Raw genomic sequence first — 24062 nt, forward strand, 5'->3', positions numbered from 1 at the left:
ATGTTTTTTAATAAAAAAAGCCCCAATTGCTTAGCAATTGGGGCTTAAAGTTAAGTCTTTATTTATAATACCGAGATTCTTTTAATAATAGATTCTGAGCCAGCAACCACTCTAACAAAATACAAACCACTACTTAATTTAGTATTTAGGTTAAAAGAATTTAATTGCTCACCTGCAGCAACTTTCTGAGATAAAAGTGTAACTACCTCATTACCTAAAACATCTAAAATCTTTACAGTTACTTGATTCTCTTTACTAAGCGTGTAAGCAATGTTGATGTGGGTAGAAATAGGGTTAGGATAAATTCTAACATTATCTATTGGTTTTTGTACTTCTACACTAGTATTTACACTTTTATTATTTTTTATTGTTAAACTTTTACCAGGTGTATTGATGGATTTTATTGCAGAGACTTTTATCATAAATAATTGAAAATCTGCGGCGATAGGAGGTAAAAAAGTTGGTCTGTTTGGCCTACTATCTTTTAACTTGATTGTGGCTTTAGTAGAATCAATAATACTTTTTATATCATTTACTACAGCAAAAGACACACTAGTGTAAAGCACAATAGTGATAGCTGTTATAAACGTTATGATGAAGTATTTATTTTTCATTGTTTATTATTCTCTTCAAAAATATAAATAAAATTATAACAATAATTAAACTTCGTTAAAAAACATGATTTTTTTAACAGTATTTAACATCTATTTATTTTTGATTTTTAACTCGTACGTAAATATGCGGTTAAGGTTGTGTTTGTTAAGAAGTTGAGTTACTTTTGTTTCCGACTAATACATACAAATGTGTCTGCACATAAAGATTTAAATAAATTAACCGCTGCCGGTGTTTTAATTAGCTTAGGAATAATTTATGGTGATATTGGTACTTCACCACTATATGTTTTTAAAGCTATTATAGGTGATAGAATAATAACAAAAGAGCTTATTTATGGGGGTTTAAGTTGTGTTTTTTGGACTTTAACTTTACAAACAACACTTAAATATGTAATTATTACCTTAAAAGCTGATAATAAAGGCGAGGGCGGAATTTTCTCTCTATACTCTTTGGTTAAAAGAAAAGCTAAATGGCTGGTTATACCAGCGATTATTGGCGGTTGCGCTTTACTTGCCGATGGGATTATTACGCCTCCTATTACGGTTTCATCAGCTATAGAAGGTTTAGAAATTCTTTATCCAGGCTTACAAACCATTCCCATTGTAATTGGTATTATAACTGGTTTATTTATTATCCAACAATTTGGAACCTCATTAGTAGGCAAAGCATTTGGGCCAATCATGTTTATTTGGTTTAGTATGATGGGCGTTCTAGGCTTAAGCTATTTGATAAAATCTCCAGATATTATTGAAGCTATCAACCCTTATTATGCTTATAATTTACTGGCTAACTATCCGGCTGCATTAGCCATCTTGGGGGCTGTTTTTCTTTGTACTACAGGCGCAGAAGCCTTATATTCTGATTTAGGACATTGTGGTAGAAGTAATATCAGAATAAGCTGGATTTATGTTAAAAGCTGCTTAGTTTTAAATTATTTAGGCCAAGGAGTTTATTTGATGAGCTTACAAAATGAGCTATTAGATAATCGGAATCCTTTTTATAGAATGATGCCAGATTGGTTTTTAATATTTGGTATTGCCACAGCAACTGTAGCTGCAGTTATTGCAAGTCAAGCTTTAATTTCTGGTTCTTTTACATTGATATCAGAAGCAGTGCGGTTAAATATATGGCCTAAGGTTAAAATCAATTACCCAACAGATCAAAAAGGACAACTATATGTACCAAGTATGAATTGGTTGCTATGGTTAGGTTGTATTGTGGTTGTATTATACTTTAAAAGATCCGAACACATGGAGGCAGCTTATGGTCTTTCTATTACCATAGCAATGCTCATGACCACCATTTTATTATCAACTTATCTTAGCAAAAAGAAATATCCTATTTATGTTATTGTCTTATTTTTAGCAGTTTATATAAGTATAGAAGGAGTATTTTTTATTGGTAACTTAGCTAAATTCTTTCATGGAGGTTGGTTTACAGTGTTACTTGGTGGGATATTATTCTCTGTCATGTGGGCATGGTACTCTGCAAGAAAGATTAAAAACAAATTTTTGAAATTTGTTGAAATAGAGCAATATTACGACATCATTAAAGAATTAAGTGAGGATGAATCGGTCCCAAAATATGCCTCTCAACTAGTTTATCTTACAAGTGCTAATTTTCCATCAGAAATTGAATCAAAAATTATCTATTCTATCCTTCAGAAAAAACCTAAAAGAGCAGATGTTTATTGGCTTGTTCATGTTGATGTTGTAGACGAACCTTACAGATGCGAATATAAAGTTGAACATTTGGTAGATGGTAAATTAATCAGAATAGATTTTAAACTAGGCTTTAGAATAGAACAAAAAATAAGTACTCTTTTTAGAAAAGTTGTAGAAGACTTAGTTAAAAATAATGAGGTTGATATTACTAGCCATTACAAATCATTAAATAAACATAAAATAGTTGGCGATTTCAGATTTGTAGTTTTAGAAAAAACCCTTTCTAGAGCCAATAATTTATCTTTTTGGGATAAACTTATTATGGGATACTATTTTAACCTTAAAAAGGTCAGCTTATCAGAAGAGAAAGGTTTTGGCTTAGATTTAAGTTTTGTTACGCTTGAAAAAGTTCCTTTAATGGTTACGCAAACAGAAAAGATTGATATTACAAGAATAAACTAGCCATATATAATTCTAATTTATTTTGTTAAAGAGCTTTTAATTTAGCTTCTTTACATATATTCTTTTCTAGATTCTTTGTCTTTATCTGTTTTTTGATTTCAGTATTAGTTCAACCTCAGCTTTAGATTTCACAAAACCTTCTGGATTATTTTTTTTCCAATGGTATTCGTTCATGAAATAATATATACCAATACAGGTAATAAAAATTAATGTTATTAAAGTTTTCATCTCAAATTCATTTAAAGTAACTTTTATTCAATTTTAAGTCCCAAAATTTGAGAAGACTGAGAAGGTAATCCATAAAAAATTACAACAACTCATGAAAATAATATAAAGAACTATAAACCAACAACTTAAACTAATTTAATCTCAAACAGAAGGCTAGAAATAGGCAAATAAATACATATTGTGTAGAAAATAATCTATCACACTAATTTGACGTAGCTAAAGTGAATTTGATTATTACTGTGTAATATTGTTGAGATTTGAGGAAATTTACAGCCTTACTATTCTGTTTGTATTTGATTAAGTTTACTTTTTCTTATTCCGTAGCAAAAGTAAATCACAAGACCAATGCCTAGCCATATTAGAAATCTTAACCAATTGGTATATCCCAATTCCGTCATCAAATAACTACAACTTAAAAGCCCCAGAACAGGTATTAAAGATAGATTTTTAAGAAAAGATAATATAGCCATGGTTATAGCCAAAATCATAAATAAGTAAAAGGGAATTTGTTCTTTAATAATTTCCCAGCTTTGGTTAAAATTAAAAAGATTTAAAATTTGATTATAAAAAGCTGCACCCAGTATCATCATTAACAATGGAACAATATACTTTCCATTGATGTAAGGCATTTTAAACCTTTTTTTACTACTTGTATCTTCATCCTTTGGTAAAAGTAAAACTCCTCCGCAAACCAACACAAAAGCAAATAAAGTTCCTATACTTGTTAAATCGGTTACTTCTGTTAAGTTCATAAATAGTGCTGGTATTGCTACAACAAGCCCTGTAACTATTGTTGAAAAAGAAGGTGTTTTAAACTTGGGATGTATTCTGGAAAACGCTTTTGGGAGTAAACCGTCTCTACTCATGCTCATCCAAATTCTAGGTTGCCCCATTTGAAAAATTAGTAAAACACTAGCTGTGGCAATAACCGCACTAACAGAAATGATATAACCAATCTGATTTAACCCTACTCTTTCAAAAACAAAAGCCAGAGGATCAGACACTTGTAATTCTTTATAATTAACCATTCCTGTAAGTACTAAGGCAATTAAAATGTAAAGTACTGTACAAATAATCAAAGAGTAGATCATTCCTTTGGGTAGGTCTTTTTGCGGATTTTCACATTCTTCGGCAGTGGTAGAAATAGCATCAAAACCAATATAGGCAAAGAAAACTCCAGATACACCTTTCATCATACCACTAAAGCCATTTGGCAAAAAGGGATGCCAGTTGGCAGGTGTTACATAAAAAAAACCTACCACAATAACCGCTAAAACCACAACTATTTTTAATATAACCATAGCATTAGTAGCTCTTTTAGTTTCTTTTATACCAATATATACCAAAAAAGTTATTAAGAATACAATCAATAAAGCAGGTATATCAGCAATAATTTTTAAGCCACCAATACTTGGGGCACTTGTCCAGGCTTGAGCAGCGTTTAAAGTATTTTCACTAAGGGTATTTAAAGAAACTCCACTCTTAATTAACATTAGTACTTCTTCATTCGCTTTAAAGGCACTTAAATAATCCATGGTAAGGTAGGCTGGGATATGAATATTAAACCCTTGTAAAAGATTAACGAAATATCCACTCCAAGAAATAGCAACTGCAATATTACCAATAGCGTACTCCATCAATAAGTCCCACCCTATGATCCAAGCTATCAACTCTCCAAAAGAAGCGTAGGCATAAGTGTAAGCACTGCCAGAAACTGGTATCCTAGAAGCAAACTCAGCATAACAAAGTGCAGAGAATCCACAAGTTATTGCGGTTAAAACGAAAAGTATAGAAACCCCAGGACCTCCGTTATAAGAAGCTTCTCCTATAGTAGAAAATATACCTGCACCTATTACTGCAGCTATACCCATGAAAGTGAGGTCTTTTACTTTTAAAACTTTATTTAAACCATGATGCTCACCATCATTAAAGCCTTCTTTGCTATCTTGTAGTATTTTAGCAATACTTTTCTTTCTTAGTAAATCTTTCTTCATATTGAAATCTCAACAAAATAAAGATTATTGTATCATTTACAGAAAGAAAATAAAAAAATGAGCTATAATTTTTACAAAAGCAATTAGCTCATGCGATTTTATTTGTAAAAATATTTATTTAATTACCTTGATAACTCAAAACCATTTAGGTTAGATGCATAAAACAAGCAATTAATATGAATTGCTTGTTTTATGATATCAACTAAATAGAATCATAAATGATGACTCTTTCAAATAAAACTCTGAACTCATCTAAGAAAGCTAGATGTACTGGATGAGTTTGGTAAACATCATGCCCTGCTAAATCCTCAAATAAAGTAATTAAAGAAAAGGTGTAGGTGGTATCAACCACTGCTCTTTCAATGGGTGCTGGTGTTCCAATAAAAATAGATTTAACGGTTTCAATTTTTTCTAAAGACTCTAATCCTTTACGAAAAGCATTTTTTTGATTTTCAGTTGTATCGGCTTTAAGCCAAAATAGTACGTGATGAGTAAGCATAAAATTTTTTTTTGCCAAAGATAGCATTTGAAAAAAATAATTAATATCGTTTAAATAACTAAAAATAAATACCGATATTTGGGATATGTGGGAAATAGACTTATCATACAGAGAAGAATACGACTTAGTTTTTGAGCGGCTTAATACCAAGTTGGAAAAACTTAAGGCTAGTAGACCTTTGCCCATAAGTGCTCTTCACAAAATTAAAGAAAGCTTAGTGCTAGAATGGACTTATAATTCTAACTCCATAGAAGGCAATACCCTTAATTTAAGAGAAACACAATTGGTCATTCAAGAAGGGATAACTATAAAAGGAAAATCCTTAAGAGAGCATTTTGAAGCCTATAACCATGATAAAGCTATTGATTATTTATATAACTTGGTTGATGAAAAGTATCAGTTACGAGCTATTGATATTCTTTCTTTACATGCTTTGGTATTGAAAAGCATTGAAGATGATTTTGCTGGAAGGTTAAGAAACGGTGGCGTAAGAATTTCAGGTGCTAACTTTATTCCGCCCAATGCCAATAAAGTATCAGATTTAGTTGATGAACTTATCAATTTTGTTAATTATAATCCATTAGGTTTAAATGATATTGAACTGGCTACAGTTTTCCATCATAAATTTGTTTGGATTCATCCTTTTTTTGATGGTAATGGAAGAACAGTACGTTTAGTCATGAATTTATTATTGATGCGTAAAGGTTTCCCACCTGCTATTATTCTTAAAAATGATAGAAAAAAATATTATGAAGCCTTAAACCAAGCTAACAATGGTAATTACGGTAAACTAATCTTATTGATTACACAGGCAGTAGAGCGTACTCTTAATATTTATTTAAATGCTATGCCAGGCGCCGATGATAACTTTATGGAAATTGCTAATTTAGTACAAGAACCCGGTTTTGATTATGGGCAAGAATACATTAGCTTACTTGCCAGAAGAGGTAAAATTGATGCTTATAAAGAAGGTAAGAACTGGCTTACTTCTAAAGAAGCAGTATTGGCATATATAGCTAATAGAAAACGAAAAAGATAGTCTGTTTTATCATCTCTAAGAAAATTGATTTATCCAGAAAATAGTTTTTACAATTACCCCCCTCCATTTTCATTTAAAATTGAGGGGGTATCATTTATAAGCTAATAGTTTATATTTAGAACTTTTCTTAAGCTTTTGTTGAGATAACTATTAACGATATGAAAAACTCTTAAAAGGTATCGGAGCGTAAGAAAATACTGGATTTACTTTTACAACTTTAAACTCTGTTCTTCTATTTAGCTGATGTTGCTCTTCAGAGCATTGAGTACCATCAACACATTTATTTAAAAGTTGGCTTTCGCCATAGCCTTTAGAACTTAAACGCTTTATCTCTATACCCTTTGTTTTTAGATATTCTTTTGCTGAAGCTGCTCTTAGTTCTGATAGTTTCTGATTGTAGGCAGCCTTACCTCTTGCATCAGTATGAGATCTTAACTCGATATTTACATCTGGTGTACTATTTAAAAAAGCAACAACCTTATTTAATTCTGGTTCTGCATCTTTTCTGACTTGATATTTATCAAAATCATAATAAATATTATTTAGCCTTACCAGATAAGCTTCTTCAACTTTTTCAACCTCAAATTTTACATTGAAAACAATAGACTCTGTAGCCCCTTTAGTGGTTATATCTCCCTCTTGTCTAGAAAAGAATTTATCCATATCGCCTCTTACGGTATAATCTGTTTCTTTATCTAAATTAAATTTAAAAGATCCATCTTCTGCTGATAAGGTGGATTTCTCCTCGCCAGTATTTTTGTTAATTAAAAATATCTTTAAACCTGCAATTGGGCTACCAGTTCCTTTCTCAGTTACTTTACCATCAACTGCATAAAATTGTTCTTTGGGCTTTTGATAAAATCTATAAATATCATCTGAGCCTTTACCACCTGGGCGATTAGAAGATAAATAGCCGCTTAAATTATCTTGAAAGAAAAATACACCAAAATCATCTCTTGTTGAATTAAATGGAGACTTTAAATTTTCAGGTTCTGTCCAATTATTTTTAACTCCTGTTGATGAAAAAATATCTAAGCCCCCTATAGTAATGTGCCCTCTTGAGGAAAAATACAGAGTACCATCTTTTCTCACAAACGGAAATACTTCATCTTCCTCTGAGTTTATAGTATTTCCACAATTTATAGGCTTTGACCATCCATTGCCTGATTTCTCTGAATAATATAAATCCATTCCTCCGTAACCGCCTGGCATATCAGAAGCAAAATAAAGAATATTACCATCAGGGCTTAAAGCTGGATGTTGTACAGAATATTGATAAACATTATTATAAGGAAATGGTGTTGCTTCAGACCAAACGCCATTTCTTTTAGAGGAAATATAAATGGTTTTTTTGATCACTACATCCTTTAATTTTTTAAGATCTGTTTCCTCTACAACACCGGCTCTTGTAAAATATATAATGTTTCCATCAGCACTTATAGTTGCAGGACCGTTATGATATTTATCATTAATTTGCTCTGGCAAAAGAGTTAGTTGCATTACGCCAGCTGCGGAATCTTTAGCCTGCTCTGCCTGATAAATCTTAAGGAAAGAATTACCTGTCCAACCATAAACTTTAGCATTTTTATCGCTTCCTGGTGATTTTAGAAACCATCTATCAGATATGATTAAAAATCCATTATCATAAGCTACTGGAGAAAAATCTGCATGCTCCGTATTAAATGAATTTTCATTTTCAATATCTACGTTCAAATCTGGATTTTGTAACCATAATCTTGCAGCATCGCAACTATTAGCTAATCTTACAGCGTAATCACTTCTTGCCGGAACACGCTCTGCATACATTAAATAATTACGCTTAGCTTGGTCAAATTTACCGTTCTGTTTTAAAATTCCGGCGTAATAAATATAATTGATGGGGTCAAATCCTGGAAAAGTTAAAACTGTTGCATAAGCTCTTTCTGCAGCAACAGTATTATTTATAAAGCGATAACAATTGGCTAATTTTTGTGCAACCTCTAGGCTAGGGCTTTTTTCTAAAAGTTTTTCATAAATCTCGATAGCAAATTTATAGTCATACTTTTCATAATATTTGTTTGCTTTACCTAAATCATCAGATTTTAACATTTTAGGTGCAACCAACACACCTAAGGTTATTAAGCAAAAACTTCCGCCAATGAATAACAGATTCTTAAGTTTCATATCTAAAAATATCTAGGTGATAAAATTGTTAAATCTCTTTTCCCACCATTTATTATCAAACCTAAAGAGATTTCATGTGTACCATTATTATATCCTCTTATATTAGATAAAGAATAATCATACGCATAACCTAGTCTCCAAGATTTACCTGCAAAAAACTCTAACAAACCCACAACTGCATTGTTAAAATTAGGTGTACCGATAATAGCAGGCTTATCCCACAGTTTTAAAGAAGTACGATAAGAGGCTCCCAACCAAATACGCTCTCCTAGTAAAAAAAAATTATTTATATCAAAGTTAGTAGGTCCTTTAGTATCTTCTCTTAACATAATAGAAGGTTTAAACTTTAAAAAATCAGAAACTTCTACTAAATAACCTGCTGTTAAAAAGTAATTTTGGCTTTGTTTTACTTGCAAGGTTTGAGATGATGTACTAAAATCAACAGCTTTCTCCATTAAATTTATAGCTGATAAACCAATGTATAATTTTTCAGTACTGTAATGAATACCAAATCTGATATCTGGTGCTAATCCGGTTGATTTGCCTGATAAAAATTCAGTATCAGAAATATCATCTATGATAGCTGCGCTACCATTAACTCCTAATTGAGTAAAACCTACCCCTAAACCAAAAGACAATCTCGACTCTCCGACTAAGGGAATACGATAGGCTATATTAGCAAAAGCAGAAAATTGATCTTGTATTCCTGATTTATCATTTACCACACTAAGGCCTAAACCAATTTTATCATCTGCTACAGCAGCATCCAAAACTAAAGATTGTGTTTTAGGAGCCCCTTCTACATCAACCCATTGGTTTCTGTAAAGTAAACTAAGGTTAACAGTTTCTTTATACCCAGCATAAGCAGGATTTATAACCAAACTATTAAACATGTACTGACTGTATTGTGCATCTTGTTGAGCCCAAACATTTAAACTAGCTACTAGCAAAATGAAGTTTAAAAAGATTTTTCTCATTTCTTATTCATTTTTAAGTAAAGCAATAAATCCTTTATAAACTTTTGGCTCGCCGTTTACATTTACCTTTAATAGGTAATAATACGTTCCAGAACTTAAGCCAGAACCATCCCAAGCTTTGCTGTTGTTATAATTCTTGATGTTAAATACTTCTGCTCCCCACCTATTCAAAATAATCAATTCGTTATCAGGAAATAAATCAATGTTTTTAATCTCCCACCTATCATTTTTTCCATCTCCGTTAGGTGTAAACGTATTGAAGAAAGTAAAAGGATCATTATTGGTTAAGGTACCTGCAAAAGTTACTGGTATATTTGTAAAAGACTTTAAGGAAGAAAAAGTTAAAGAAGCATCAAAACCATTGTTACCCGGTATAGTTTGTGAATTTGATATACCTGCCTTTTCCCACCCTATCAATGGTTTAAGCCAACTTACAATTTGATTAAAACTACCATCGTTAACGGCATTATAGAATAATGTAAAATCGGCAGGTGTATTGCCAGATACATGGTCTAAAACATAGTAATATTTATCATTAACCGTATTTACATCAAATCTTTTTTGTGTAGTTGCGTAACCATCATTAGAAGGATTTCTGTTGATAAAAGTAACACCATAAATATTGTCTGTATTATCTTTTGGACTTACTATCAGATTACTAAGTCTTAAAGTTCCTCCTTCATTAGAACCTAAAGGAAATAAATAATTATCAGTAAGATTGGTTAATCTTTGAAATTTCCCTCCTATATTAGTACTCACAAAACCCGTAGTTGTTTTTACCGCATCTGCCCTTCCTGTTAAAATGGTAAGAGTTTTATCCTCTAGTTTAAGCTCTCTATCTGTTAAGTCTAATCCAACGTTTACATCAGTATTGATAGCAAGAGTTTTAACTCCAGTGCCAGTAAGAGTTAAGCCAGGAAAACGAGTTACAGATAATCCACTTACAACCTGATTATTACCAGAAAGCACTACACTTCCAGCAGAAACCACATTAAAAGCTGCTCCAGATGAATTATTTATCCAGTTACCCGTAATATTTATCAATCCATCATTTAATATAACACCATTACCTGCTTTTATAAAATCATTCTTTACAGATAATAAACCGGTACTCCTGACAGACATTATGCCATTACTTACGAATTGAGCTTGAGCCTCAAGAAAAGTGGTTCCAATAAAAATGAAAGAAAAAAGTATTAATCTTTTTTTCATCTCAATTTGTTACAACAATGGATAAATTAGCAGGCAATGGAATTGCAGCACCAGAAACATTAATAAATTTTATTTCAACAGTATCAACAGCTGAAACTCTAGCATAAGCTATTAGTAAACCATCTAGAAGCTCTACATCTGGTGAAACAGAAACAGCACCACCAGGTAAGGCACCTACTACTGTATAAGTTTGCTTTAAAGAAGAATTAGCAGAAACAGAGCCCGCAATAATCGCTTGAGTAGCCTTTATTCCTTTTAAATTAACATGGATATTAGCCGTACCAACCCTAAGCGGAGACCAGCTACTACCTTGTTTAACATAAACAAAACCAGTAAAACCGTCTAAATATAAATCACCGCTATTACCTAAAGAACTTAAATTAGGTGCTAGCCCTCCAGGCGGAATACTAGCCCCTACAAACCATTGTGTACCATTTAAAGGTGTTGAGGTTACCCCTACATCATTCCATTGTGCACCGTTCCAATAATTAAATCTTGAGGTACTAACGTTATAAATCATCATACCATTGGCTGCTGTTGGGTTTGTTCCGAAGCTTGTTTGCAAAGTATTTCTTTGAGCCGTAGTTAAACGTGGTATTAATAAACCTTTAGTTGTAGAAGATATATCCAAAGCCGCACTCTGATAAGGTGTGTTAGTGCCAATACCAACGTCACCAACAGCTTGCGCTTGTACAGTATTTAAACTCAGCAACAAATATTGACACACTAAATAGCATGTAAAAACTGGTAAGCGAAAAGAGCACATAAAAGCAGGTAGGAATTTATTCATATAGGTTATTAAGTTATCAACATAAAGTTATAAACATTTTTATCAATAAAAAATCTTTATTATAATTATTCTAACAAAGATTCCTTTAATTTTAACCAAATCAACAATAAAGTTTTCAACATCAAAATGTTAATTTCTTAACAATTCTAATCTATTCAATTTCATCAAAATGTTTACTTTAGTGTAATTATTACAACAACCAAGAAATGACTACAGAAATTAGCGACTTAGAAAAAATGGCTTCTCAAGTGAGAAGAGATATTATCAAGATGGTTTATGAATGCCAATCAGGGCATCCGGGAGGCTCATTAGGATGTGCAGATTACCTTGTTGCACTATACTTTAGAGTAATGAAACATAACCCAGAGTTTAATATGGATGGCACCGGAGAAGATTTATTCTTCTTATCAAACGGTCATATTTCTCCGGTTTTTTATAGTGTTTTAGCTAGAGCAGGTTATTTTGATATTGCTGAGCTCAAAACCTTTAGAAAATTAAACTCAAGACTTCAAGGCCATCCAACTACTCACGAGCATTTACCAGGAATAAGAATTGCTTCAGGTTCTCTAGGTCAAGGCATGTCTGTTGCTATTGGTGCTGCTTTAACCAAGAAAATCAATAAAGATAGTGGTATTGTATTCTCTTTACACGGAGACGGAGAACTACAAGAAGGCCAAAACTGGGAAGCTGCCATGTTTGCCCCTTTTAATAAAGTAGACAACTTAATTTGTACTGTAGACGTAAATGGCCAACAAATAGACGGACCAACATCTAAAGTACTAGATTTAATGAATCTAGAAGCTAAATTCTTGGCTTTTGGTTGGGATGTGATGCACACAGATGGCAACAACATGAAAGAACTAGTAGCTACCTTAGAAGAAGCTAAATCAAAAACAGGAAATGGTAAACCTATCATGATTTTGATGAAAACAGAGATGGGCAAAGGTGTTGATTTTATGGAAGGTTCTCATAAATGGCATGGTATTGCACCAAATGCAGAACAACTTGCCGAAGCATTTACTCAACTAGAAGAAACATTTGGCGATTTCTAATCTTTCATCACCTTTAACCAAAAATTATAATGAAAAAATATACTTATACTGAAAAAAAAGATACTCGCTCTGGCTTTGGCGCCGGATTATTAGAAGCTGGTAGAAAAAACGAAAATATTGTTGCGCTTTGTGCTGATTTAATTGGTTCATTAAAAATGGGAGATTTCCAAAAAGAATTCCCTGATAGATTTGTACAAGTTGGTATTGCAGAAGCTAACATGATTGGTATTGCTGCAGGTATGACTATAGGTGGCAAAATTCCTTTTACCGGAACGTTTGCTAACTTTTCTACAGGAAGAGTTTACGACCAGATTAGACAATCTGTAGCTTATTCAGATAAAAATGTAAAAATTTGTGCTTCTCATGCCGGTTTAACTTTAGGAGAAGACGGTGCTACACACCAAATTCTTGAGGATATTGGTATGATGAAAATGTTACCAGGAATGACAGTTATCAATCCTTGTGACTATAACCAAACAAAAGCCGCTACTTTAGCTATAGCAGAACACGAAGGTCCTGTTTATTTACGTTTTGGTCGTCCTGTAATTCCTGTATTTACCCCTGCCGACCAAAAGTTTGAAATTGGTAAAGCTTGGATAGTTAATGAAGGTACTGATGTAACCATTATTGCAACAGGCCATTTAGTATGGGAAGCTATTTTAGCTGGCGAGAAATTGGCTGAAGAAGGTATTAATGCTGAAATCATCAATATACACACTATTAAACCGCTAGATGAAGAGGCTATTTTAAATTCAGTTAAAAAAACAGGCTGTATTGTAACTTGTGAAGAACATAACAGATACGGTGGTTTAGGAGAAAGTGTAGCACAACTTTTAGCAACACAACTACCAACGCCTCAAGAATTTGTTGCGGTTAATGATACTTTCGGCGAAAGCGGAACACCAGCAGACTTAATGAAAAAATACGGATTAGATAGCACTAACATTATTGAAGCTGCTAAGAAAGTAATGAAGAGAAAATAATCTTCAAAACATATTATTTAAAAGCCGAAGTTATGCTTCGGCTTTTTATATTTGGGTAAAGATGCAAATAGAGGATTCAGAAATATTAGAAAAGTTTAATAATCCGCAAACTCAAGAATTGGGTTTTAAACTGCTATTGAATAAGTACCAACAAAAAATCTATTGGCATATACGTAGAATTGTTATCGAACACGAGGATGCAGATGATGTTGTACAAGACGTGTTTATTAAAGTATGGAAAAATTTAGCTGCTTTTCGCCAAGATTCTCAACTCTATACATGGCTTTACAGAATTGCTACTAATGAAAGTATCACATTTTTAAACAAAAAGAAAACCAAATTCAACTCATCTTTTGAAGAACTATCAGAGAAATTAAGCGAAAGTTTAAACGATGATAATTACTTTACCGGAGATCAAATACAAAAAAAACTACAAAAAGCATTGTTAAAACTTCCAGAAAAACAAAGATTAGTTTTTAATATGAAGTATTATGATGATTTAAAATTTCAAGAAATATCAGACATTTTGGGGACTAGCGTAGGTGCTTTAAAGGCTTCTTATCACCTTGCTGTTAAAAAGATAGAACAATTTTTATTAGCATCAGATTAAACCTTCGTTAAAAAAAACAATCATTAAGAGTATGGACAGAGAGGAAAATAAGGAAAGAGAAATAGATAGCACCTTTTTGAATGATGATTTAAAAAGAAACCCTTTTACCGTAGATAAAAATTATTTTAACCAACTACAAGAAGGTATTCTTGCCCAAATAAAACTATCAGCTATAAATAAAGCCGATTTTAGTATACCTGAAACTTACCAAGAGAATCTTACACAAAAATTGTTAAGTGAAGTTAAATTAGCAGGCCTAAAACAAGAAAGTTCTGACTTATTTAAAGTTCCTACGCATTACTTTGAAGTACTTGAAGAGCAAATCATATCTAGATCAGTAGATAAAAAAACCAAAATATTTAAATTAAATATCATTAAATATGCTTCTGCTGCGGTAGTTTTGCTAGCTATAAGTTTTGGTATTTATTTAAATTATCCAGACAATCAAACCGTAGATCATCAATTATCTACCATTCCTGACGAGGAGATTATTAATTATTTAAAATTCCATTCTGATGCTAATGATGTAAACTTAATGATAGAAAATTTAGATGATGTTGCTACCTTTGAAAGCGATTTATATCAGGATATAAATCAGGAATAAGTAATTAACAAAACATGAAAAAGCTTTTATATATCATCTTTATTTTACTTTTTGTAGTTTCTGTTAATGCTATTCAGGCACAAACTCCACAAAAAAAAGGAGAAAGAATTGAAGCTCTAAAAATTGAATTTGTTTTAAAAAAGCTAGAACTTAATGATGAAGACTCTAAAAGTTTTGCTTTTATGTATAAGTCTTATTTACAAGAGGTTAACCTTCTTCTTCGCCAGAAAAGAGAGGCTAGAGAAATCAATAAAAATAATCCTCAAAAACTTGTTGATGATGATTTTTATTATGATGAAAAAATGTTTCAGCTAAAAAAGCAATACAGAAAAAGATTTCAACAAGTTTTATCTCCAGAACAAATTAAAACGCTTTACATTGCAGAAAGAGAGTTTAGAGAAGAACTCATTAAACATTTGAAAAAGTAAATAGCTTTATGCTGCTTAATAATATGTTTATATTTGAACATGTTAAGCCAAAAGCAATTATTCTTACTTAATACAGCGCAAACTTCTGATTTTCCTCGCTTATTAGAAATAGAAAAAGCAGAAGGAATTTACCTTTATGACACCCAAGGAAAAGCGCATATAGACCTTGTTTCTGGTTTTGCTGTTAGCAATTTAGGGCATCGCCACCCAAAAGTAATTGATGCTATCAAAAACCAGCTAGATAAATACATGCACTTAACTGTTTATGGCGAGTTTGTACAAACACCACAAGTTAAATTTGCTAGCCAACTAGCTGCTGTTTTACCTAAGCCGTTATCATCAGTTTACTTTACAAATTCTGGAGCAGAGGCTACTGAAGGTGCCTTAAAACTAGCTAAAAGATTTACTAACCGAACAGAAATTATTGCATTTAAAAATTCTTACCATGGCAGTACACACGGCGCTTTAAGCGTTATGGGGAATGAATATTACAAACAAGCTTATCGCCCATTATTACCAGATATACGTTTTATAGAACTTAATCAAAAACAACAAATCAATCAAATCACTACAAAAACAGCAGCCGTTATATTAGAAACCATACAAGGTGAAGCTGGAATTAGAGTTCCAGATAAAGAGTATATCCAAGCTTTAAGAGCCAAATGTAATGAAACCGGAACCTTACTTATTCTTGATGAAATACAAACAGGTTTTGGTAGAACAGGAAAACTTTTTGCGTTTGAGCATTTTAATATTAACCCTGATATTTTGCTATTAGCTAAGGGAATGGGTGGTGGTATGCCTATTGGAGCTTTTATTGCTTCAAAAGAAGTTATGGATAGCATCAAAGCTAACCCCATTCTTGGGCATATTACAACTTTTGGGGGGCATCCAGTAAGTTGTGCCGCTGGTTTAGCAAGTTTAGAAACTATTTTGAACGAAGGTTATATTCATCATGTAAAAGAAAAAGAAAATCTATTTAGACAACTCTTAAAACATCCTAAAATAAAAGAAATCAGAGGATTGGGTTTTATGCTAGCTATCCAACTTCATAGCTTTAAACAAGTAGAACAAGTGAGTTCAAAATGTATTGAAAAAGGTATTATCATAGATTGGTTTTTACATTGTGATACCGCAATGAGGATTGCTCCACCTTTAATTATCACTAATGAACAAATTAAAACAGCATGTGAAATTATTCTACAAGTTATAGATGAAGTAGAAGAATAAAGCAGTAAGCTTAAATTTTTGGAAGCATTTTTGCGGCTATTCATCCATATATGGAATACCTTTTAGATGCAAAAGAGTTCTTTATTGCCCGAGGGGCAGATATTGTTCTCACCTTGATTAAAGCTTTACTACTTTTAATTATTGGCTGGCAAGTTGTTAAATTTTTATCCAGAACGTTTAAAAACATCATCATAAAAAAAGGCGTTGAGCCCTCTTTGCAAGTATTTTTAAGTAGCCTGATTCATAACGCTCTAATCATTTTACTCATTTTAACGGTACTTTCTACTTTAGGTGTAGAAATGACATCTTTTATAGCCATACTTGGTGCCGCAGGCTTAGCGATAGGTTTAGCCTTACAAGGTAGTTTATCTAATTTTGCTGGTGGTATTTTAATTTTGCTGATTAAACCTTTTAAAGTTACAGATGTGATTGAAGCACAAGGTGTTATTGGCTCCGTATCAGAAATACAAATTTTCCACACGGTATTAAAAACATTTGATAATAAAACAATTATCATCCCAAATGGACCACTTTATAACGATGTGATTATCAATTACACAACAGAAGCAAACCGTACTGTAGAGTGGATTTTTGGTATAGGCTATAACGATGATATAGACAAGGTTAAAAGTATTATCAAAGAGGTTATTTTTACTGATAAAAGAGTCATCAATAAAGACAACCCTTACATTTATGTTGGCGCTTTGGCAGACAATTCTGTAAATCTTAAAGTTAGAGCTGTGGTAGAAAACAATTTATATTGGGATGTTTACCAAGATAAATTAGAAGAAATTAAGAAAGCATTTGATAAAGAGGGCATTACTATACCGTTTCCACAAAGAGACTTATACTTGCATCATGTTAACAAAACCAATGCTTGATTATAGCATTTTGTTTCTTTTAAGTAACCAAGCCTGCAGTGTATGAAAATAACCTTGCGTTAGACTTGTATTAAGATAATCAATTTTATATTGCCCGCATTTTAGTGCTATTTCTCTCCGGAAATGTTGCATCTTTTGCAGATAAATTTCTGCATAATCTTTAGGGTTAAGCTTAAATTCTTCACCAGTTTCAATATCAATAAAATGGTGCGGTCTATTATCAAAATCGAAATTAAGCTCATGTTTATCATCTGCAACATTGAAAATTATAACTTCATGCTTATTATATTTTAGATGTTGTAAAGCAGCAAATATGCGGTCTAAATCCTCATTATGCAGGAAATTTTCGAACAAATCTGAAAATAAAATTATCATAGAACGCTTTGGTATTTGATCTGCAACGGCATGTAAATTTTTAACTAACTGCGTTTTTCTTTGTGTAGCTTTTTGTTGCAGGTATTTCTCTAACTCGTGGTAAATATATTTTTGATGCACTGGAGTAGATTTTGCTGGAGTATGAAGCTCTATATCCTCTGCAAAAACAGTTAATCCAAAAGAATCTCTTTGTCTTTTTAATAAGTTGATGATACAAGCAGCAGACATAACCGAAAACTGAAACTTATTTATATCTTGCTGGGGGTAATACATAGAAGATGATGCATCAATTAAAATTTGACAACGCAGATTAGTTTCTTCCTCAAACTTCTTTGTAAAATATCTATCTGTTCTGGCAAACAACTTCCAATCGATATTCTTAACAGAATCTCCGGCATTGTAAAGCCTATGTTCGGCAAATTCTACAGAAAAACCATGAAAAGGGCTTTTATGCAACCCTGTCACAAAACCTTCTACAACTTGGTTAGCTAAAATTTCTAAGTTACCAAAAGTCAATAAATCTTGCTGTTTAATCTCTTGAATTGCCATCTTTAAAACTAGTGCTTTTATCTAAAATAAGCGTTAATTTTCAGGATATATTTTAACATCACCTTTCAAAAAAATCACCCTTAAACAAGTGGATAATTTTCATTTAAAAAATCACACATAAAAAACTGAAAATCAAATATTTAACATCAAAAACTAAACTACTTTTTATTTATCCACATTATCAATAAAATTCGGTTAAAAAAGCTTATTTTTGATTTATTACTAATTTAAATCATGAGCGAAGAAAAAGAAGACAAGTCAAATTATTCGGCAGATAATATACAGGTATTAGAAGGTTTAGAAGCGGTACGTAAGCGCCCGGCAATGTATATTGGTGATACAGGTTTTAAAGGATTACATCACCTTGTTTATGAAGTAGTTGATAACTCTATTGATGAAGCTTTAGCAGGATATTGTTCTGATATCTTTGTTACCATCCATAAAGATAATTCCATCACTGTAAAAGATAATGGTAGAGGTATACCTACTGCAATGCATACGAAAGAGAAAAAATCTGCTCTTGAAGTTGTAATGACGGTATTACACGCTGGTGGTAAATTTGATAAAGACACTTATAAAGTTTCTGGTGGTTTACACGGAGTTGGGGTTAGTTGTGTTAACGCACTTTCTACCCATTTAAAAGCAGAAGTTCATCGTGATGGAAAAATCTTTGTACAAGAATATTCTTGCGGTAAACCCCAATATGATGTTAAAACTGTTGGCGAAACCAATATTACGGGAACGATAGTTACTTTTACTCCTGATGATAGCATTTTTACCCAAACTACCGAGTATAAGTTTGATACATTAGCAGGTAGATTAAGAGAACTAGCTTTCTTAAATAAAGGTATCAAACTTAACTTAACCGATGAAAGAGAAACAACCGATGATGGTACTTTTTTATCAGAACACTTCTATAGTGAAGGTGGATTAAGAGAGTTTGTACAATATTTGGATGAAACCCGTACTCCACTTATTCCAGAAGCAATTTACATTGAAGGAGAGAAAAACGGTATCCCTGTAGAACTTGCTTTTACTTATAATAATTCTTATAGTGAGAATGTACATTCTTACGTAAATAACATCAATACCATTGAGGGTGGTACACACGTAGCAGGTTTTAGAAGAGGCTTAACCCGTACTTTAAAATCTTATGCAGAAAAATCTGGTTTATTAAAAAATCTAAAAGTTGAAATAACTGGAGACGATTTTAGAGAGGGTTTAACTGCGGTTATCTCAGTAAAAGTACAAGAACCTCAGTTTGAAGGGCAAACCAAAACAAAACTAGGAAACAATGAAGTTACCGGTGCCGTTGACGTTGCGGTTGGTGAAGCTTTGGGTAACTTCTTAGAAGAAAATCCAAAGGAAGCTAAACTCATTGTAAACAAAGTTATTATAGCTGCTACAGCCAGGGCTGCCGCTCGTAAAGCCCGTGAAATGGTACAGCGTAAGAACGTAATGGGTGGTTCTGGTTTACCTGGTAAATTGGCCGATTGTGCTAACAAAGACCCAATGCTTTGCGAACTTTATCTAGTTGAGGGCGACTCTGCAGGTGGTACTGCAAAACAAGGCAGAGATAGAGATTTCCAGGCTATACTTCCGTTAAAAGGTAAAATCTTGAACGTTGAAAAAGCGATGGAGCATAAAATATACGAGAATGATGAGATAAAAAATATATTCACTGCTTTAGGTGTTAGTATTGGTACTCAGGATGATGATAAAGCTTTAAATATTGAAAAATTAAGATACCATAAAATCATCATCATGACGGATGCTGATATTGATGGTTCTCACATCACCACCCTGATTCTTACTTTCTTCTTTAGATACATGAAAACATTGATAGAGTTTGGAAATATTTATATTGCAGCACCTCCACTTTATCAAGTAAAAAAAGGTAAAGAATTTGAATATTGCTGGAATGATGCACAACGTGATATAGCCATACAAAGATTAAAAGGAGCAGGTAAAGAAGATAGCGTACACGTACAACGTTACAAAGGTTTAGGAGAGATGAATGCCGAGCAGCTTTGGGAAACTACCTTAAACCCTAAAACACGTACCTTAAAACAAGTAAGCATTGATAACGCTGCCGAAGCAGATCATATTTTTTCTATGTTGATGGGTGATGAAGTTGCCCCTCGTAGAGAGTTTATTGAAAAGAATGCAAAATATGCTAATATAGATTTGTAATTAAAACATATTAACATAAAAATAAAATCCCCAATTGCAGATATAAGCTAATCGGGGATTTTTTATAATCACTATTTCCTATAGTTAAGCATTTGCCAGTTCTACTTTTTTCTTATTTACAGGTTGAGGAACTTTTACATAATAACCAGTACCATCATAAGGGCGCTTACGCGGATGTTCTTTGCATGCTGTAGAACAAGCACCATCTAATTCCCATCCACATTCATCGCATTGAGTAAAGTGCTCATTACATTCTGGATTGGCACAGTTAATCATTTTAGGTGTAGTTTTGCCACAATTTCTACAAGTAGAAACCACCACTGGGTTAACCGAGTTTACATCAACTGCTATACGGTTATCAAAAACATAACATTTACCTTCAAAATCTTTACCGCCGGCTTCTTTACCATATTTAATAATACCTCCATGTAATTGGTAAACATCTTTAAAACCTTCATGTAGCAATAAAGCAGAAGCCTTCTCGCATTTGATACCGCCAGTACAATAAGTTAGTATTTTTTTGTCTTTATATTGTGCCAGTTCATTTATCATGGCAGGGAAATCTCTAAAATTATCAATATCTAAAGTGATAGCATTTTTAAACTTACCTAAGTTATGTTCATAATTAGAACGAACATCTAGAATAACCACATCATCACGGTCTTTCATTTCCATGAATTCTTTTGGTTCTAAATGCTTTCCTGTTTTCTTAGTAGGATCTATAACGTTAGGGTCTTTTAATCCAGAATGTACAATTTCCGACTTATAACGGCAATGCATCTTCATGAAAGAAGGCTCGTCAACATCGTCAATCTTAAATTCTGTAGCATTAAAACGACCATCAGCATAAACATAATCCATATAAGCTTTACATTGCTCACGTGTGCCCGATACTGTTCCGTTTAATCCTTCATCCGCAATGATAATTCTGCCGGTTAAGCCTAAATCTTTACAAAATTTTAGATGATCTGCTGCGTACTGCTCCGCATCCTGGATGTGGCTATAACAGTAATAAAGAAGTGTTTGGTATGCTTTCATGATTCATTGATACTGCTGTAAACAGTGTTAAATGAGCTGCAAATGTATGTTTTTTAGGGAGATTATAAAAATGATATACAACACAAATAATAGCTATTTAAATAATTAAAAAGAATAAGCCAGTTTAAATCCTTGATTTAATCGCCCGTTTTCGCCGAAAGAGATAGCATAATCTGCTCTTACAGTTAATCGGCTTAAGCCGATATAAAATTCATAATAACTACCTCTATCTGGGCTTCCTAAATAAGCTGCACCGGCCAGTTCTTGAAGTTTTAATTTGCGTAATAATGGCAATCTTCCAATGAATTTTGAGTTGAAATTATGCTCGTAGTGGGCCTCAATAAATTGTTTATCAGTGCTATAAGCATAAAAATCAAGAAAGTGGAAACTTTTTAAGTTACTATTAAATACCAAGGCATTGTTACCCAAAAAGTGCTTCCAATCTGGATAATAATTGATTCTATTATTTAAAAATTTCCCTGTTGAAAAAGAAAATGATGAGAAACCCCATAAACCTAAATCTAAGCGTTCTTGCTGTATCTCCAATTCAACAAAATCATAATCAGTTTCAGAACCTAATATATTTGGAATACCCTTGCGGTAAGAAAGAATTAGCCTTGGGTTTTTGGGTATCTGATAAATTTTGATGCCCTCTTTAGTAATGTATTGATGATTAAAATTATAAATTAAGGAGCCCGAAAGCCTAAAAGTTGTATGATCAGGAAATAGTTTACCGCCAATTATAGGGTCAAAAGGGTTATTTGAGGTAAAGTTTCTTGTTTTAATATCTCTTAACGAATAATCATAATTATTAGAAACAGATATATTTTTAGAGAGCTCAACACCTCCAGAGAAATAAAGACCATTTGTAATTTCTCTTCCAGATGATACACTTACATATTCTTTACGATACAATTTCAAGAAATTTTGCTCAAATAATAAAGTATTTAAAGAGTTATTTAAGGTGCTTAAAGTACCATTAGGATTCAAATCTCGATATGTACTTCCTAAACTTAAGTTTACAGCAGCCCTGTTCTTAGGGTCATAAAGCCACGAAAAAGACAAGTCAGAATTAAGCTCATTATTTTTAAAGCCGTATCTAATCTCAGGTCTTATTTGCCACGAACTACCATTATAGGCATATTTAATAAACTCAACACCGTATTTTATACCAGGTCCTTCTACTGTATTATAAAATAAAGAAGGTGCAACAGCATCCATATAAAAAGTATACCTTCTATAAGAGTTTTGAAACTTAAATCTGCTAAAAAGTAAAGGATATAGTCTTTGTTTTAAAGTAAGTCTATCTAAAGAATCTAGGTACTTTTTTTCTCCTTGACTATTTTTCAAGCTATCATGTTTAAAACTAGCTTTTTGCTCTAAAGAACTAAGTGGAACAGTTCTTTTATTGATTACATAGTTGTTAGAGTTGCTATCTTGAGCCTGAATTTTAAGTACCTCTAAAGGAGCAAAAGTTTTGGCAAAAACAGTATTGTGCATATACTTGTAAGTAGCTACACAAGTGCCACTAAAATAAAAACCTGCTAAATCGCCTTGATAAGTGATTTTTGTTTCTGTAGGATAGTAAGTACTATCAATTTGTAGTAAGTTTTGTTGTATCTTAATTTGGTTAACAAAACTTATTCCTGCATTATTACCAAGTGTTAAAGACAACTTACAAATTTGTTGAGTATTGATATTTATATGGATATAACCATTAAAGGTAGGTGAAAACTTATTTTTAGGGATAATTTTAATAATATCGATTTTAACACCATTCTTATCTATTTCTGTTCTCTCTAATTCGTATTTATAAAATTTAAAAGCATTTTTAGCAATAGGAGAAATAAATTTTTTTGGTGTTAAAACTTCTAGTGTAATATAGTCCTTATTAAAATTTAGTTGTAAATCTGCTGCATGTTTAAACTCCCAGGTTCTATATTTTCCTAAAGTTTTGTACGCTTTAACATCTTCTTTTATCTCTCCTGTTTTAGAAAAATAAAGCTTTGAACTAGCTTCATAAAGCGACAAAATTTGCTCTTTATTTGATTCCAATTTCAGCAAAGAAGTTACTTTTTTTCCTAAAAACCTTTTGGGTGCTTTGTTCAATACATGAGAATTTTTAAGATAAGCTTCAGCTTCTAGTGTAAGATAGCTATCAACTTTATTTCTTTCTATTACTTTTTTGATAATACTATCAGCCATATTGGTAGCCTTCCATCTTGGATTAGAAAATCCACACAGGTTACTCAACACTAATAATAATATCAATGCACTACTCTTCATATTTAGCACAGCCAAACAATAATCAATCCGCAAAAGTGTTTTTATTAAATGGTTTTAAAGCCTTAAAGCTAAGTCTACACCACAGCATTCCTCACTACGCTGTACATGCTTAAATATAGCATAAACGCTCAAAAAAGAAAAGTCTTACAGTAAAAAACAAAATCATTTTCCTAACAAAAATTTAGTAAAA

20 protein-coding genes are annotated in these 24062 nt (G+C 32.3%); 10 read left to right on the forward strand and 10 right to left on the reverse strand.

Going from position 1 to position 24062, the window contains the following annotated elements:
- Positions 1 to 62: 62 nt before the first annotated feature.
- The gene (locus tag H510_RS19580; protein ID WP_051291121.1) at positions 63 to 614 is read right to left on the reverse strand and encodes a T9SS type A sorting domain-containing protein; all 552 of its coding nucleotides are present in this window, start codon (positions 612 to 614) and stop codon (positions 63 to 65) included.
- Positions 615 to 803: 189 nt separating this feature from the next.
- On the opposite strand from H510_RS19580, the gene H510_RS0108630 reads away from it, so the two are divergent.
- Positions 804 to 2741, forward strand: coding sequence for a KUP/HAK/KT family potassium transporter (locus H510_RS0108630; protein ID WP_026903960.1), 1938 nt, complete (start codon positions 804 to 806; stop codon positions 2739 to 2741).
- A 506-nt stretch (positions 2742 to 3247) separates the two neighbouring features.
- On the opposite strand, the gene H510_RS0108640 is transcribed toward H510_RS0108630, so the two are convergent.
- Positions 3248 to 4963, reverse strand: coding sequence for an amino acid permease (locus H510_RS0108640; RefSeq protein WP_026903961.1), 1716 nt, complete (start codon positions 4961 to 4963; stop codon positions 3248 to 3250).
- A 202-nt stretch (positions 4964 to 5165) separates the two neighbouring features.
- Entirely contained in the window at positions 5166 to 5462 is a 297-nt protein-coding gene (locus tag H510_RS0108645; protein ID WP_026903962.1) for a Dabb family protein, read from the reverse strand.
- Between the two features lie 85 nt (positions 5463 to 5547).
- On the opposite strand from H510_RS0108645, the gene H510_RS0108650 reads away from it, so the two are divergent.
- Positions 5548 to 6501, forward strand: coding sequence for a Fic family protein (locus H510_RS0108650; protein ID WP_036692368.1), 954 nt, complete (start codon positions 5548 to 5550; stop codon positions 6499 to 6501).
- A gap of 150 nt (positions 6502 to 6651) precedes the next feature.
- Here H510_RS0108650 and H510_RS18535 read toward each other — a convergent pair whose 3' ends face one another.
- Genes H510_RS18535 through H510_RS0108670 form a run of 4 tightly spaced genes read right to left on the reverse strand, consistent with a single transcriptional unit; the run spans position 6652 to position 11643 of the window.
- Complete coding sequence (locus tag H510_RS18535) at positions 6652 to 8664, reverse strand: OmpA family protein (RefSeq protein ID WP_051291122.1); 2013 nt, start codon at positions 8662 to 8664, stop codon at positions 6652 to 6654.
- Between the two features lie 2 nt (positions 8665 to 8666).
- Positions 8667 to 9641, reverse strand: coding sequence for a PorP/SprF family type IX secretion system membrane protein (locus tag H510_RS0108660; RefSeq protein ID WP_026903964.1), 975 nt, complete (start codon positions 9639 to 9641; stop codon positions 8667 to 8669).
- A gap of 3 nt (positions 9642 to 9644) precedes the next feature.
- Positions 9645 to 10853 (reverse strand): T9SS type B sorting domain-containing protein, encoded by a 1209-nt coding sequence (locus H510_RS0108665; protein ID WP_026903965.1) that lies wholly within the window; start codon positions 10851 to 10853, stop codon positions 9645 to 9647.
- Position 10854: 1 nt separating this feature from the next.
- Complete coding sequence (locus H510_RS0108670; protein ID WP_155977902.1) at positions 10855 to 11643, reverse strand: hypothetical protein; 789 nt, start codon at positions 11641 to 11643, stop codon at positions 10855 to 10857.
- 206 nt (positions 11644 to 11849) lie between these two features.
- Here H510_RS0108670 and H510_RS0108675 point away from each other — a divergent pair, with 206 nt between their 5' ends.
- The 7 genes from H510_RS0108675 to H510_RS0108705 all read left to right on the forward strand — a co-directional run bounded on the left by H510_RS0108675 (position 11850) and on the right by H510_RS0108705 (position 17431).
- Positions 11850 to 12695, forward strand: a complete 846-nt coding sequence (locus tag H510_RS0108675) for a transketolase (RefSeq protein WP_026903967.1) — start codon at positions 11850 to 11852, stop codon at positions 12693 to 12695.
- Between the two features lie 29 nt (positions 12696 to 12724).
- Positions 12725 to 13678: a transketolase family protein gene (locus H510_RS0108680; RefSeq protein WP_026903968.1), complete on the forward strand. Its 954-nt coding sequence runs from the start codon at positions 12725 to 12727 to the stop codon at positions 13676 to 13678.
- A gap of 67 nt (positions 13679 to 13745) precedes the next feature.
- On the forward strand, positions 13746 to 14288 hold the full coding sequence (locus H510_RS0108685) for a sigma-70 family RNA polymerase sigma factor (RefSeq protein ID WP_026903969.1): 543 nt from the start codon (positions 13746 to 13748) through the stop codon (positions 14286 to 14288).
- Positions 14289 to 14319: 31 nt separating this feature from the next.
- Complete coding sequence (locus H510_RS0108690; RefSeq protein ID WP_026903970.1) at positions 14320 to 14892, forward strand: hypothetical protein; 573 nt, start codon at positions 14320 to 14322, stop codon at positions 14890 to 14892.
- Between the two features lie 14 nt (positions 14893 to 14906).
- Positions 14907 to 15320, forward strand: a complete 414-nt coding sequence (locus H510_RS0108695; RefSeq protein ID WP_026903971.1) for a hypothetical protein — start codon at positions 14907 to 14909, stop codon at positions 15318 to 15320.
- A 39-nt stretch (positions 15321 to 15359) separates the two neighbouring features.
- Entirely contained in the window at positions 15360 to 16550 is a 1191-nt protein-coding gene (locus H510_RS0108700) for an aspartate aminotransferase family protein (RefSeq protein WP_026903972.1), read from the forward strand.
- A 50-nt stretch (positions 16551 to 16600) separates the two neighbouring features.
- Positions 16601 to 17431: a mechanosensitive ion channel family protein gene (locus H510_RS0108705; protein WP_026903973.1), complete on the forward strand. Its 831-nt coding sequence runs from the start codon at positions 16601 to 16603 to the stop codon at positions 17429 to 17431.
- Here H510_RS0108705 and H510_RS0108710 read toward each other — a convergent pair whose 3' ends face one another.
- Positions 17432 to 18355 carry a DUF58 domain-containing protein gene (locus H510_RS0108710; protein ID WP_036692373.1) on the reverse strand — a complete coding sequence of 308 codons (924 nt, stop codon included), beginning with the start codon at positions 18353 to 18355 and terminating at the stop codon, positions 17432 to 17434.
- A gap of 234 nt (positions 18356 to 18589) precedes the next feature.
- Between H510_RS0108710 and gyrB the strand changes: the two genes are divergently transcribed.
- Positions 18590 to 20548 (forward strand): DNA topoisomerase (ATP-hydrolyzing) subunit B, encoded by a 1959-nt coding sequence (gene gyrB, locus H510_RS0108715; RefSeq protein ID WP_026903975.1) that lies wholly within the window; start codon positions 18590 to 18592, stop codon positions 20546 to 20548.
- Positions 20549 to 20632: 84 nt separating this feature from the next.
- Here gyrB and trhO read toward each other — a convergent pair whose 3' ends face one another.
- Together trhO and H510_RS0108725 are read right to left on the reverse strand one after the other, a co-directional pair.
- On the reverse strand, positions 20633 to 21586 hold the full coding sequence (trhO, locus tag H510_RS0108720) for an oxygen-dependent tRNA uridine(34) hydroxylase TrhO (protein WP_026903976.1): 954 nt from the start codon (positions 21584 to 21586) through the stop codon (positions 20633 to 20635).
- 105 nt (positions 21587 to 21691) lie between these two features.
- On the reverse strand, positions 21692 to 23872 hold the full coding sequence (locus H510_RS0108725) for a DUF5686 family protein (RefSeq protein ID WP_155977904.1): 2181 nt from the start codon (positions 23870 to 23872) through the stop codon (positions 21692 to 21694).
- Positions 23873 to 24062: the final 190 nt, after the last annotated feature.

Source organism: Pedobacter glucosidilyticus DSM 23534, assembly GCF_000425145.1.
Classification (GTDB): domain Bacteria; phylum Bacteroidota; class Bacteroidia; order Sphingobacteriales; family Sphingobacteriaceae; genus Pseudopedobacter; species Pseudopedobacter glucosidilyticus.